At 71.4% G+C, this 13,235-nt stretch carries 12 protein-coding genes; 7 read left to right on the top strand and 5 right to left on the bottom strand.

Annotated features, from left to right (window positions below; genetic code table 11):
* Nucleotides 1-525: 525 nt before the first annotated feature.
* Nucleotides 526-1,140, bottom strand: coding sequence for a RecX family transcriptional regulator (locus LGR69_RS28745; protein WP_230368180.1), 615 nt, complete (start codon nucleotides 1,138-1,140; stop codon nucleotides 526-528).
* Between the two features lie 155 nt (nucleotides 1,141-1,295).
* Here LGR69_RS28745 and LGR69_RS28740 point away from each other — a divergent pair, with 155 nt between their 5' ends.
* The 3 genes from LGR69_RS28740 (at nucleotide 1,296) to grpE (ending at nucleotide 6,308) form a co-directional block, all read left to right on the top strand.
* Nucleotides 1,296-2,720, top strand: a complete 1,425-nt coding sequence (locus tag LGR69_RS28740; RefSeq protein ID WP_230368222.1) for a TAXI family TRAP transporter solute-binding subunit — start codon at nucleotides 1,296-1,298, stop codon at nucleotides 2,718-2,720.
* 76 nt (nucleotides 2,721-2,796) lie between these two features.
* The gene (locus LGR69_RS28735; protein WP_039902025.1) at nucleotides 2,797-5,589 is read left to right on the top strand and encodes a [protein-PII] uridylyltransferase; all 2,793 of its coding nucleotides are present in this window, start codon (nucleotides 2,797-2,799) and stop codon (nucleotides 5,587-5,589) included.
* A gap of 104 nt (nucleotides 5,590-5,693) precedes the next feature.
* Entirely contained in the window at nucleotides 5,694-6,308 is a 615-nt protein-coding gene (gene grpE / locus LGR69_RS28730) for a nucleotide exchange factor GrpE (protein ID WP_007558684.1), read from the top strand.
* On the opposite strand, the gene LGR69_RS28725 is transcribed toward grpE, so the two are convergent.
* Nucleotides 6,309-6,704, bottom strand: coding sequence for a hypothetical protein (locus LGR69_RS28725; RefSeq protein WP_230368179.1), 396 nt, complete (start codon nucleotides 6,702-6,704; stop codon nucleotides 6,309-6,311). It lies immediately after the preceding gene.
* Between the two features lie 296 nt (nucleotides 6,705-7,000).
* Nucleotides 7,001-7,129, bottom strand: a complete 129-nt coding sequence (locus LGR69_RS31940; protein WP_268868860.1) for a hypothetical protein — start codon at nucleotides 7,127-7,129, stop codon at nucleotides 7,001-7,003.
* 466 nt (nucleotides 7,130-7,595) lie between these two features.
* Here LGR69_RS31940 and LGR69_RS28720 point away from each other — a divergent pair, with 466 nt between their 5' ends.
* Both LGR69_RS28720 and LGR69_RS28715 read left to right on the top strand, forming a co-directional pair.
* Nucleotides 7,596-8,441: a DUF6502 family protein gene (locus LGR69_RS28720; protein WP_230368177.1), complete on the top strand. Its 846-nt coding sequence runs from the start codon at nucleotides 7,596-7,598 to the stop codon at nucleotides 8,439-8,441.
* Nucleotides 8,442-8,452: 11 nt separating this feature from the next.
* Entirely contained in the window at nucleotides 8,453-9,745 is a 1,293-nt protein-coding gene (locus LGR69_RS28715) for a DUF5666 domain-containing protein (protein ID WP_230368176.1), read from the top strand.
* Nucleotides 9,746-9,754: 9 nt separating this feature from the next.
* Here the strand turns inward: LGR69_RS28715 and ada are convergent, their stop codons facing one another.
* Nucleotides 9,755-10,819 carry a bifunctional DNA-binding transcriptional regulator/O6-methylguanine-DNA methyltransferase Ada gene (gene ada, locus LGR69_RS28710; protein WP_230368174.1) on the bottom strand — a complete coding sequence of 355 codons (1,065 nt, stop codon included), beginning with the start codon at nucleotides 10,817-10,819 and terminating at the stop codon, nucleotides 9,755-9,757.
* Nucleotides 10,820-10,987: 168 nt separating this feature from the next.
* On the opposite strand from ada, the gene LGR69_RS28705 reads away from it, so the two are divergent.
* Nucleotides 10,988-11,980 carry an alginate O-acetyltransferase AlgX-related protein gene (locus tag LGR69_RS28705; RefSeq protein WP_230368173.1) on the top strand — a complete coding sequence of 331 codons (993 nt, stop codon included), beginning with the start codon at nucleotides 10,988-10,990 and terminating at the stop codon, nucleotides 11,978-11,980.
* Here LGR69_RS28705 and LGR69_RS28700 read toward each other — a convergent pair.
* On the bottom strand, nucleotides 11,977-12,723 hold the full coding sequence (locus LGR69_RS28700) for a YebC/PmpR family DNA-binding transcriptional regulator (protein ID WP_007558666.1): 747 nt from the start codon (nucleotides 12,721-12,723) through the stop codon (nucleotides 11,977-11,979). The two genes, LGR69_RS28705 and LGR69_RS28700, sit on opposite strands and share 4 nt — an antisense overlap.
* A 178-nt stretch (nucleotides 12,724-12,901) precedes the next feature.
* Between LGR69_RS28700 and LGR69_RS28695 the strand changes: the two genes are divergently transcribed.
* Nucleotides 12,902-13,060, top strand: a complete 159-nt coding sequence (locus tag LGR69_RS28695) for a hypothetical protein (protein ID WP_230368170.1) — start codon at nucleotides 12,902-12,904, stop codon at nucleotides 13,058-13,060.
* The last annotated feature ends 175 nt before the right edge of the window (nucleotides 13,061-13,235 follow it).

Here is a 13,235-nt window from a genome sequence, read left to right as displayed (position 1 = left end):
CTTTCTAAAACCTCAGCGTCTTTTCGCTCGGATTTTCGGCCGTCAACGAATTGTTTTTTCTGGAGCGGTCATATCGATTTCTCGGGCGACAATCCGGTCATGGCCTATGTTGCCAATCCTCCGACCGAGAGCGCTGACGACAACTGGTTCGAAACCCGTGTCATAAATCCACGCCGGGACGATAAATATGAGGTCATTCTTCAGTAATCGTCGATGTGCAGTCAAGATCGAACTGGCGAAAGAAGTAAAGGCCAGGGGAAATTGGATCAGCTTGCCCGCGATGCAGTAGGGCTGATCCAGAGACCGGCGAACACCGTCTGATCGGCGCTCAGCAGTTTCGCCCGGGAGCGCCTCGATCCCGGCTACACGCCGAACGATGGGGCTGCGGCGCCTCCATAATCCCGAGATGACCGACTCGGAACCGGACGACCTGCGGCCGGCGAGCGCAGTGCCGAAGGTCGTCCGAATGCGTCCGAAGCGCGGACGGCAGCGCGCCGAAGCGGTCCAAGCCCCCGACCCGATGGATCACTCCATCTCGTCCGGGTCGGCATCGACCACGCGACGGGCGAGGTCGTAGGAAAAGCCGGCGCGGGCCAGGGCGCCGAGGTCGCGGTCGCGATGCAGGGCCCGCGTGTCGGGCCTGCGGTGGATCCCGAGGCGCCGTCGCTTGGCGTAGGCGCGGGCGGCCTGCAGCTCGATATCGGCGGCTTCCACGTCGGGGATCGCGTCGCGCTCGGCCTGCATGGCCGCCTCGACCACGTCGCGGGGCACCCCCTTGGCGGCGAGCTTCGCCGCGGCGCCCCGGCTCGACGTGCCGCGGCGTCGCAGGGTGGCGAGGCGCATGTCGGCAAAGCGGACGTCGTCCACCAGCCCGGCCGAGACCGCCCGCGCCACGGTGGCGTCGATCAGCTCGGCGAAGGGGGCCGGATCCTCGCCGCGCAGCCGCGCGCGCTTGTCGACCCGCCGCGCCAGGGTCCGGCGCAGCATCTCGGTCGAGGCGCTGTAGCGCTCGAGATAGTAGAGCGCGACCCGTTGCAGCCAGGCCGCGCTGACCGGGCCGGGCGGCCGACGCTCGGCGGGCCGGTCCTTGTACGCGGGGCGGCCGTCTGGCCCGGACTCTGCAACGAATGGGGGTTTCACCGGTTCTTCACGATCTCGACAGGTTTGCGTTCCATGACTTGGGGATGGAACGCGCGCAACGCGACAGGCTCGGCCATGGTCCGGACCAACGCCCTACGCCGGATCTCAACCACGGCCCGTGGCGGCGACGCCTGCGCGCCGCGGCGACGATCGTGATGCGCCGCGAGTGGCTCCTCGTCCTGTTGGCCTTCGGGCTGGCCGCGATCGCGGCCGGGATCGTCTATCTGTCGCGCCCGACCACGCTGACGGTCGCGGTCGGCCCCCAGGACGGCGCCGAGGCCGCCCTGATCGAGGCCTATGCCAGCGCCCTCGACCGGAGCCGTGAGGACGTCCGGCTCAAGGTCGTCCGGTTCTCCGACGTGCGCGACAGCGCCCTGGCGCTCCAGCGCAACCGCGCCGACCTCGCGGTGGTGCGGCCGGACGTGTTCCTGCCGGAAAACGGCCTGACCCTGGCGATCCTGCACGACGAGGCCCTGGTGATCGCGGCGCCCGAGGCGTCCGAGATCGAGGACGTCCCGGCGCTGGCCCGCAAGCGGCTCGGCGTCGTCGTGCGCCACGGCGCCGACCTGCCGTTCCTGACCAACCTGCTCTCCTTCTACGACCTCCTGCCGGACAGCCCGATGGCGGAGGCGCCGGAGGCCGATCCCGCGACCGAGGCCGAGATCGCCGCCGGCCACGTGCAGGTGGTGCCGCTGAAGATCGGCGAGGTCACGGCCGCGATCGCCGAGAAGCGGGTCGACGCGGTGGCGGTGATCGCGAGCCCCGCCTCGAAGATCGCCGGCGCGGTGGTGCGGGCCATCGAGCTGGGCTCCCCCGAGCGCAAGATCGGCTTCGTGTCGATCCCGGACGGGGACGCGATCCTGCAGCGCTTCCCGGAATTGCAGGCGGTGACCATCCCGGCGGGGACCTTCGGCGGCCGCCCGAAGCGCCCGGACGAGGAAGTCCGCACCGTCGGCGCCTCCTATCGACTGATGGCGCGGGGTTCGGTGAGCCGGGTCGCGATCGCCTCGGCGACGCAGCACCTGTTCGAGTGGCGCTCGCGGCTCGCCGCCGCGGCCCCGGCCGCCAAGCTGATGAAGGCGCCCGATTTCGACACCACGGTCGCGGCGACCTCGGCGCGCCTGCCGAACCACCCGGGCGCGGTCGACTATTTCGAGCGTGAGCAGCAGACCTTCCTCGATCGCTACGAGGATTACATCTACCTGCTCGCCTTCTTCGGCGGCACGATCGGCTCCGGCATCGCCTGGATCGGGCAGCGGCTGGCGCGCAAGCGCCGGGAGCGGATCGACATCGTGCTCGACCGCCTGCTCGACATCATGCGCGAGGTCCGGGCGGCCACGACCACGGCCGAGCTCGACGCCATCGCGGTCGAGACCGACGGGCTCGTGGCCGATGTCGTCTGCTACGCCCGGGAGCGCAGCATCGACGCCCGGACGGTGAGCGCGCTCATCCTGGCGGTGGACGGCGTCCACGCGGCCATCGCCGATGCACGGCGGCGCGCGAACGACTCGGCGCCGGGGGCGCCCGGCCGCCCGCGCACCGCGCGGCTGCTGGCCCTGAATCTCCCGGCCGCGGAATAGCGGTGGCATTCCGCGCCGGCGCGCCGGTCCTTCGACGCACGGCTGGCGGCGTAGGCATATCATGCTAACGGGGGGCATGTTCGATCCCGCCGCCGCCCTTCAAACGGTTCTCGACAACCTCGACCGCGATGCCCGCGAGCCGACCAAGCTGCGCGCCCTGCTCGTGCCCGAGCTGCGCCGCGTCATCGAGGAGGGCCATCGCGCCGCCGAGGCCCAGCTGCTTGAGGACCGCAACGGGCTCCGCTGCGCGCAGGCTTTGTCGGATCTGACCGACGCCGTGGTGCGGACGATCCACGACGCGGTGGTCCGGCAGCTCTACCCCAACGACAACCCCTCGACCGGCGAGCAGCTCGCCGTGGTCGCCACCGGCGGCTACGGCCGGGGCACGATGGCGCCGGGCTCGGACATCGATCTGCTGTTCCTGCTGCCCTACAAGCAGACCGCCTGGTCCGAGAGCGTCGTCGAGGCGATGCTCTACGTCCTGTGGGATCTGAAGCTGAAGGTCGGCCACGCCACCCGCTCCGTGGAGGAATGCCTCCGCGAGGCCAAGGCGGACATGACGATCCGCACCGCGCTCCTGGAGGCGCGCTACCTGTTCGGCACGCGGATCCTGTTCGAGGAGCTGGTGACGCGTTTCGACGCCGAGCTGGTGGTCGGCTCGGCCGCCGAGTTCGTGGACGCGAAGCTGCGCGAGCGCGACGCCCGGGTCTCGAAGGCCGGCTCCTCGCGCTACCTGGTCGAGCCCAACGTCAAGGACGGCAAGGGCGGCCTGCGCGACCTGAACACGCTGTTCTGGATCGCCAAGTACACCTACCGGGTGCGCGACCAGATCGAGCTCGTGGGCGCCGGGCTGTTCACCCCGGAGGAATACGCGCTGTTCGAGCGCTGCGAGGAGTTCCTGTGGCGGGTCCGCTGCCACATGCACTTCGTCACCAAGCGGTCGGAGGAACGGCTGTCCTTCGGCCTGCAGCCGCGGATCGCCGAGCGCTTCGGCTACGAGGCCCGCGGCGGCCTGTCCGGCGTCGAGCGCTTCATGAAGGCGTATTTCCGGGTCGCCAAGGATGTCGGCGACCTCACCGCCATCGTCTGCGCCGAATTGGAGGCGCGCCATGCCAAGCGCACGCCGGTGCTCGACCGCTGGATCGGCCGGTTCCGCGACCGGTTCCGCGCCACCGCCATCGAGGCCGAGGATTTCTGGATCGACCACGGCCGGGTGAACCTGCGGGCCGAGGACGCGTTCGAGCGCGATCCGGTCAACCTGATCCGGCTGTTCTGGCTGGCCGACCGGCACAACCTGGCGATCCATCCGGATGCCAAGCGGCTCGCGAACCGGTCGCGACGCCTCATCACCCCGACCCTGCGGGCGGACCCGGAGGCCAACCGGCTGTTCATCGACATCCTGACCTCGCGCAACGCCCCCGAGGAGGCCCTGCGCGAGATGAACGAGGCTGGCGTGCTCGGCCGGTTCATCCCGGATTTCGGCCGCATCGTCGCGATGATGCAGTTCAACATGTACCACCACTTCACGGTGGACGAGCACCTGCTGCGCACCGTCGGCATCTTGGCGGCGATCGAATCGGGCCGCGCCGAGGAGGCCTACCCGCTGGTCTCGCGCCTCGTGCACACGATCCACAACCGCACGGCGCTCTACGTGGCGATCCTGCTGCACGACATCGCCAAGGGCCGGCCCGAGGACCACTCCATCGCGGGGGCCGCGATCGCGGAAAAGCTCTGCCCGCGCTTCGGCCTGAGCGAAGCCGAGACCGAGACCGTGACCTGGCTGGTCGAGCATCACCTGCTGATGTCGATGACCGCGCAGAGCCGCGACCTCTCGGACGCCAAGACGATCGAGCGCTTCGCCTCGGTGGTGCAGAGCCTGGAGCGGCTCAAGCTCCTGACCATCCTGACCGTGGCCGACATCAGCGCGGTCGGTCCCGGCGTGTGGACCGCCTGGAAGGGCACCCTGGTCCGCACCCTCTACGACGAGACCGAGGTGTTCCTCTCGGGCGGCCATTCCGAGATCGCCCGCACCGACCGGGTGCGCCTCGTGCAGATGAGCCTGCGCGAGCAGCTGCCCGGCTGGGCCTCCGAAGAGTTCGACGCCTACGCGGCGCGCCACGGCCAGGCCTACTGGCTGAAGGTCGACAGCCCCCGGCAGATCAAGAACGCGATCTTCCTGCGCGACGTGCTGAGCGAGGGCCGGACCAGCGCCACCGACGTGGCGCTCGACCCGGTGCGCGGGGTGACCGAGATCACGATCTACTCGCCGGACCACCCGCGCCTGCTCGCGATCATCACCGGCGCCTGCGCGGCGGCTGGCAGCAACATCGTCGACGCCCAGATCTTCACCACCACCGACGGCTTCGCCCTCGATACGATCTTCATCTCCCGGGCCTTCGAGCGCGACGACGACGAGCTGCGCCGGACCAAGCGCATCACGGCGGCGATCGAGCGCGCCCTGAAGGGCGAGATCCGCATCGCCGACCTCGTGGCCGACAAGCACCCGCCGACCAGCGCCCGGGCCAAGACCTTCCTGGTGCCGCCGGATGTCGGGATCGACAACGCCCTGTCCTCCCGCGAGACCGTGGTGGAGGTGACCGGCCTCGACCGGCCCGGCCTCCTCTACGAGCTGACCACGGCGTTCGGCCGGCTCTCGCTCAACATCACCTCCGCCCACGTGGCGACCTTCGGCGAGCGGGCGGTGGACGTCTTCTACGTCACCGATCTCACCGGCACCCGGGTGACGCAGCCCGACCGCCAGGCCGCGATCCGGAAGGCGATGCTGGACGTGTTCGCGGGCGACGTCGCCATGCTCAGGGCCGAGGGCCTGGAGGCCCTGGTCGCCGCACCGCCGCCGCGCGAGGCGTGAGCGTGCGGGTTGATTTCGGCCGCTCCGGGTCAGATATCAGCGCCGAATCCGATAACCTCCCACCCATCCCTGTCGACGACTGAAACGTGATGACGAGCAACGACATGTCCCAGGATGACCAGCGCCAGACCACGGTCGAGGCCGGTGCCAGCGCGGCCCAGGATACCGCGCCTGCGGGCAAGCCCGCCGAGGGGGCGTCCGTCGATCCGGTCGCCGAGGCCCTGGCCCTGCTGACCGCCGAGCGCGACGAGCTGAAGGACCGGATGCTGCGCACGCTGGCCGAGATGGAGAATCTGCGCCGGCGCACCGAGCGGGAGATCGCCGATGCCCGCGCCTACGCGGTCACGAACTTCGCCCGCGACGTGCTCAACGTGGCCGACAACATCCACCGCGCCCTGGAGAGCGTGCCGGCTGACGCCAAGGCCTCGGCCGACGGCGCCCTCAAGGGACTGATCGACGGGATCGAGCTAACCCAGCGCGACCTGGTCAAGACCCTGGAGCGCCACGGGGTGAAGCCCGTCGAGCCGCAGGGCCAGAAGTTCGATCCGAACCGCCACCAGGCGATGTTCGAGGTTCCGAACCCCGACGTCCCGGCCGGTACCGTCGTGCAGGTGGTGCAGACCGGCTACGTGATCGGCGAGCGCGTCCTGCGGCCGGCCCTGGTCGGCGTCGCCAAGGGCGGTCCCAAGGCGGCGGCCAACCCGGCCGACGCCGCCTGATCAGCGCGCCTGCGCCGACGAACCCTCGGCGCAGGGAAGCGCGGTCGCGAAATCCGCGATGAACTGCGCCGCCTGCCGGGTCTCGGCGCGCGCGCGCGGATCGCGGGCGACCTGACCCGCCTCGACTTCGAGGCGGTGGTTGCAGGCGCAGCTCGGCATCAGGCCCGAATCCGGGTCGGGCCAGCAGGCATCGTGATGCGCGCAGGCGCGGTCGAGCGCGTCGATCGGCGGATAGCCGGGGCCGCGATTCCCCGGCCCGCAGAAATTGCCGTAGATCAGGAGCGCGCCCCGGCCGGACGGCCCTGGCGGCACGATCTCCTGCGCGGATGCGGCGCCGACGGCGAGTGCGAGGGCGAACAGGGCCGTCGCGACGGCCTTGGGGCTGAGAACAATCACGGCCGATCCTGCATCGCGTCTGCCTGCTGACGCCGCGCCGCGTCCGCGGCGCAGCATTCGGCGGCCGCCTTCCCGGCCCGCCGAGGACTCCTTGGGCGGCGGACGGATTCGCGAAGCCGAACGTCTCGCATAGCGACCGAATGCAGCGATACCGTCAAGATCGGTCGTCGCGGTTATTGCTCCGGATCCGCATTTCGCACCCGTCTCGACCTGCGCGCGCCCCGCATCCTGTTTGCCGGCACTGTAATGGCCGGGAGCGCCGGCGCTGTAATCTGTTGTTCCTGCGACGCGCCGGCTCAAAGAGCCAGCAGCAGAAGGCCCATGACGATCACGGCGAGGATCAGGCAGAGGGCGAGATCGAGGATCGGCCCGCCGCCGCAGGCGGGCGGCTGCCGGACCCGATCGCCAACATGTTCAACCGTCATGCTCAGGATCGCATGTCCGTGCTTATCGCCTTCGCAACCACGGCCTCCGCAGCACGGAGGCGCGCGACGGCGCCGGCCAGCGTCGCTCCCCCGCTCGGAGGGATCGCGGCGGTCCGAAACGTCCCCGTTTCACAAAGACCGTGGACCTTATCCGCGGCCACGATGCCGATGGCTGGCAGCCCGAGCGCGGCGAGGAGATAGGCGATGCGCCTGAGCCGCAGGAGCGGATCGATCCGAGGGGAGCGGCGGGACTTCGTCCGCGGAAGCGTCAGGGGCGGCAATGGTTCGGCGACCAACCTACGCGTCTCAACCCGCATCCTCTTCGCCCCCTATGTGACGTGGGAAATTTGACCACGCATCCAAGCTACGTGTGCAAAATTCCCACGTCAATCGGAAATCGGGCGTCCGCATGCGGATCCGCCGCCTGTGGGATTGTCTCCCACGGTACATTCGCTAACGATGCCCCATGTCCGAGAGTGTCGACACCAGACCGGAGGGCGCCGCCCTGCACGCCCCGCTCGCGCGGTTGCTGCGGCCGCTCGTGCGCCTGCTCGTCGCCCGCGGCCTCACCTTCCCGGCGCTCACCGACCTGCTGCGCGAGCTCTACGTCAACGTGGCCGAGCACGACTTCGCCCTGCCCGGCAAGGAGCAGACCGACAGCCGCGTCTCCCTGCTCACCGGCATCCACCGCAAGGAGGTGCGCCGGTTGCGCGGGGCCGGGGCGCCGGTGAGCGCCGTGCCGGCCGTGGTCTCGCGCACGAGCCGGATCATCGCCCGCTGGATCGCCGACCCGGCCTTCACCGATCCGCAGGGCCAGCCCCTGCCGCTGCCGCGCATCGCCGAGGCGGGCGCGCCGTCTTTTGAGGCCCTGGTCGCCGGGGTGACACGGGACCTGCGCCCCCGGGCGGTTCTCGACGAGTGGCTCGACCGCGGGCTGGCCTTCACGGATGCGCAGGACCGGATCGTGCTGGCGGAGGCCGCCTACGTGCCGCGTGGGGACGGCGGGGCCGAGCCGCAGCTCTATTATTTCGGCCGCAACCTGCACGACCATATCGCGGCGAGCGTCGCCAATATCCTCGGCGACACGCCGCGCTTCCTCGAGCGGGCCGTGCATTACGACGGGCTGTCCAAGGAACTCGCCACCCAGCTCGAGGCCCGGGCGCGCGAGATCGCCATGGCGGCCCTGCAGCAGGCCAACCGCGAGGCGCATGCCGCCTGCGCGACCGATCCCGGCGGCCCGCACCGCTGGAATTTCGGCCTCTACGTCTACGCCGAGGCCGCACCGCCGGCCCGGCCCGCGAACGGGTGCTGAGAGGCCGGCCGGTGCGATCCTTCCCGAACCGCCGATTCGTCCTGCGCCTGCTCGCGGGCGCCGCCACCCTGCGGCCCGGAATCGCCCGGCCCCAGGAGAGCCCGCCCGATCAGGGGATCGGCGGCACCGGCATGAAGATGACCGACGAGCCGAAGGACGGCCCCCTCGGCGAGGGCGACCGCGGCATCGGCGGCACCGGGGTGATCGGCACGATCCGCCGGTTCGGCTCGATCATCGTCAACGACCTGCGGATCGCCTACCCGTCGGAGGTCGAGGTGCGGATCGACGGGGAACCCGCCAAGGCCGCGGACCTGAAGATCGGCCAGGTCGTGCAGGTCGTCGCCCGGCCGGAGCGCGGCGGCCTCGGCACAAGCCGCATCGACGTGACCAGCGAGGTTGTCGGCCGGGTGGATTCCGTCGCCCCGGGGCAGATCATCGTGCTCGGCCAGCGGGTCGCCACGATTGGGCTCACGGGCGATTGGCAAGCCGGCACCCGAGTGGCGGTGAGCGGCCTGCGCCGGCCGGACGGCGTGATCGTGGCGAGCCTGATCGAGCCGCGCAATTTCGGGCCCGACCGCGTCGCCGGGCCGGTGCGGCGCGACGCGGACGGGGGCCTGGCGATCGGCGGCCTGCGCCTGAAGGGCGCCGACGCCCTGCCCCCGGGCCGGCGCGCGATGGTGACCGGCGTGACCGAACTCGGACTCCTCGACGTGACCAACACCCCGGAGGTCGGGCTGCCCTTCCCCCCGGGCCTCCGGCGGGTGTCGATCGAGGCCTATATCGGCCGGGCCGACGCGGGCGCCGGCCTCGATCTCGGTTCGGGCCTCGTTGTGTCGGGCCATGCCGGGCTGCGGGTGCCGCGCCAGGGCAGCGTGCACGGGGTGCTCACCGCCGACATCGCGCCGGATGGCGGCCTCACCCTGGAGCGGCTCCGGATCGACGACCGGATCCCCTCCGAACCGTCCCGGCAGCCGGGATCGCCCCGGTTCGAGCGCGAGCGCGACCGCCTCGATCTGCAGAAGCTGCCCGACCTGCCGGAGATGCCCCGCGAGCGGCCCGGCCGGCTCGGCGCAGAGCCGGGCAGAGGCCGGAATCCGTTCGGCGGCCTCGGCGATTCCCACGGCCCCACGATCGACACCCGCCCCGGCGCGGGCAGCATCCCGGGCACGGACGGCCCCGGCGGTTTCGGCCCGCCCCGCGGCTTCGGTGGTCCTCCGGGGGGGCCGGGCCCGGGCGCCCCCGGCGGCGGGTTCGGGGGACCGGGTGGTTTCGGCGGTCCGCCCGGCGGGGGTGGTCGGCGCTGAGCGGCGCGATCAGCCCCCGGCCTCCCGCGTCAGCAACGCGCGCTTGCGGGCGACGCCCCAGCGGTAGCCCGAGAGAGCACCGTCCGAGCGGACCACCCGGTGGCACGGGATCGCCACCGCCAGATGGTTCGCCCCGCAGGCCTGGGCGACGGCCCGCATGGCGGTGGGCGCCCCGATGGCGCGGGCGATGTCGGCGTAGGTGGCGGTCGCACCCACCGGGATCGCCCGGAGCGCCGCCCAGACGCGCTGCTGGAACGCCGTGCCGCGGATGTCGAGGGGCAGGTCGAGGCCGGTGCCCGGCGCCTCGACGAGGCCGATGACCCGGGCCATCCAGGCCTCGAATTCCGGGTCGCCGCCCTCGATCTCCGCCCCCGGGAAGCGATCCTGGAGGTCGCGGACCAGGGGATCGGGCTCGTCGCCGAGCAGGATCGCGCAGATCCCCGCCTCGGTGGCGGCGACCAGGATCGCCCCCAGGGAACAGGCGCCGACGCCGAACCTGATGCGGATGCCGAGCCCGCCCTTGCGGTAGGCGGCGGGCGCCATGCCGAGGCGCCCGGCGGCCTCCGCGTAGAACCGGCTCGCGGTCCCGTAGCCGGCCTCGTAGAGCGCCTCCGTCACGCTGGCCGCCTTGGGCAGGCTGGCGGCCAGCGCCTCGGCCCGGCGGGCGGCCGCGTAGGCCTTCGGGGTGACCCCGGTGGCGGCCTTGAACACCCGGTGGAAATGGAAGGCGCTCAGGCCCGCGGCGCGGGCGAGGTCGGCCAGCGGCGGCATCGTCTCCGCGGCGTCGATCAGGCGGCAGGCCCGGGCCACGGCCTCGGCCCGGCGCTCGGCCAGCCCGGGCTCGTCCGGCCGGCAGCGCCGGCAGGGCCGGAAGCCCGCGGCCTCGGCCTCCGCGCAGGTGGCGTGGAAGGTGACGTTCTCGGGCCTTGCCGCCCGGGAGGGGCAGCTCGGGCGGCAATACACGCCGGTGGTGCGGACCGCGTAGACGAAGCGGCCATCCGCCCGCCCGTCGCGGGCGGCGAGCGCCGCCCAGCGCTCGGCATCCTCGGAAGCGGCGGTCGAGAGAGCGGCCATGGCCGTATTATGCGGTGCGCCGACTGCGTTGGGGAGGGGCTTGGCGGAGGCGGACATGACGGGACCTGCCGGCTGCGTATATCGAGTGCCCGTCACCCTGCCGTCCGGCGGCCGGGGCCGCATCCCGCGCCTTGCTGCCGAATTCCCGATCGTCCTCCCGAGTGCGTCATGGCGTCGAGCAACACCGATCACATCCATGTCGGGCGGGACGGCTGGCTGTTCCTGAAGACCGGGACCAACGACATCCTCGGGCAGTTCGAGCGCCCGGAGGAGACCACCGACCTGATCTGGAGCTGGCGCAGCCTGGTCGCGACCCGGGAGCGCCGGCTGCGCGCGCTCGGCATCCGCTACCGCCACGTCGTCGCGCCGGACAAGCTGCTGATCTACGACGATCGCCTGGACGGCATCGGCATCGCGCCGGAGGCCTCACCGGCCTACCGGCTGCTCCACGCCGAGCCGCCGCTCGGCAGCCGTTGGCGGCGGGGCCTCACCGGCCTCTACGCGGATTGGCGCCGGCGGACGCGCTGGCGGGAGACCTGCATCGATCTGGTCACGCCGATGCGCGCCGCCCGCGACGCATCCGACCTCTATTGCCGGACCGACACCCATTGGAGCTTCGACGGCTGCTACCTGGCCTATGCCGAGATCTGCCGGGCCTTCGGGGCGGAGCCGCGGGCGGATCTGCGCGAGCGGCCGTTCAGCCAGATCGACCACGATGGCGACCTCGGCAGCGCCTTCGACCCGCCCCGCCGGGCGCCGTCCCGGGCCTACCGGATCCAGCAGGATGCGGTGCGGACCTATGCCAGCCCGATCGTCGAGGCGCGCGAGAAGGCCGGCCTGCTGCACACGCTCCATGTCGGCGCCAACGTCGTCTACGGCAACGCGAAAGCGACCGACCCGCGCCGCCTGGCGCTGTTCGGCGACTCGTTCTCGCACGTCATGCCGTACATGCTGACGATCCTGCTCGCGGAGACGTTCCGCGAGGTCCACTTCGTCTGGAACACGTCCCTCGACTGGTCCTACATCGACCGGGCGAAAGCGGACTTGGTCCTGACCGAGGTGGCCGAGCGCTTCATGGCCCAGCTGCCGGACGACAGCTTCTCGCTCGACGCCTACGTGCAGGAGCGGTTCGGCGCCGAGCTGGCGAACCGGGGCGCTTAGCCTTCCAGCTTCGCCATCAGCGCCTCGGACAGGGCGAAGTTGACGTAGACGTGCTGCACGTCGTCCTGGTCCTCGATCACCTCGACCAGGCGGATCAGCTTCTCGCCGGTCTCGTCGTCGACATCGATCGTGTTCTGCGCCTTCCAGATCAGGCCGGTGCGGGTCGGCTCGCCGAAGCGGGCCTCCAGGGCCTTGGCGACCTCGCCGTAGGAATCCTGCGCGCAGACGACCTCGTGGCCCTCCTCGCTGGAGCTGACGTCGTCAGCGCCCGCCTCGATCGCCGCCTCCAGCATCGTGTCGGCATCGGCCACGCTCGCCGGGAAGCCGATCACGCCGACGCGGTCGAACATGAACGCCACGGCGCCGGTCTCGGCGAGGCTGCCGCCGGACTTGGTGAAGGCCGAGCGCACGTCCGAGGCGGTGCGGTTGCGGTTGTCGGTCTGCGCCTCGACGATCAGCGCGGCGCCGCCGGGACCGTAGCCCTCGTAGCGGATGTCCTCGTAGTTCTCGCCCTCCGCACCGGCGGCCTTCTTGATGGCGCGCTCGATATTGTCCTTGGGCATGTTCTCGGCGCGGGCCGCGATGATCGCGGCCCGCAGGCGCGGGTTCATGGCCGGGTCCGGCGTGCCGAGCTTGGCCGCCACGGTAATTTCGCGGGCGAGCTTGCCGAACACCTTCGAGCGGACCGCGTCCACCCGGCCCTTCCGGTGCATGATGTTCTTGAACTGCGAATGGCCTGCCATGTTGCGTGAGACTTTGTTCGTTGGCGAGGGCGGGCCTGTCAGACCCCGCCGTCGCGGCTGTGAGGTCGCCGCGTTATAGGCCGCCGGCTTCCGACGAAGCAACGCGCCAGCCGAGCGTCACGACAGGGGAAAGATCGCGTCCCCCGGACGTTGATGCACATCCGCAGCTGGAAACCCGATGTCGAGCCGGACCGAACACACCTATCCCGTGACAACCGCACGGGCCAGCGACCGCCGCTGGCTCAAGCTCGGGATCGCCACGCTGCTCGGCGCGGTGGCCGGCTCGATGCTGTTCGCCACCGAGGCCAAGGGGCGGCCCGACGCGCGCCGGCGCTAGGCGGCTTCACCCGTCGGCCCGCGCGATCCTCCGGCCCATGCGGGCAATTCCGCGGCAGCCGCTCCAGCACGCCCTCCGGACAGGCGCGGCGGACTATGCCGCCTCAGGCCGCCCGGACAGTCGCCAGGAAGCGCCCGACCTCGGCGGTGAGCCGCTCCGATTGGCGCGACAGCTC

Source organism: Methylobacterium brachiatum, from assembly GCF_020523825.1.
Lineage (GTDB): Bacteria > Pseudomonadota > Alphaproteobacteria > Rhizobiales > Beijerinckiaceae > Methylobacterium > Methylobacterium brachiatum.
The sequence above is the reverse complement of the archived record's forward strand: the minus strand, read 5'-3'. Positions and strand labels throughout refer to the sequence as shown.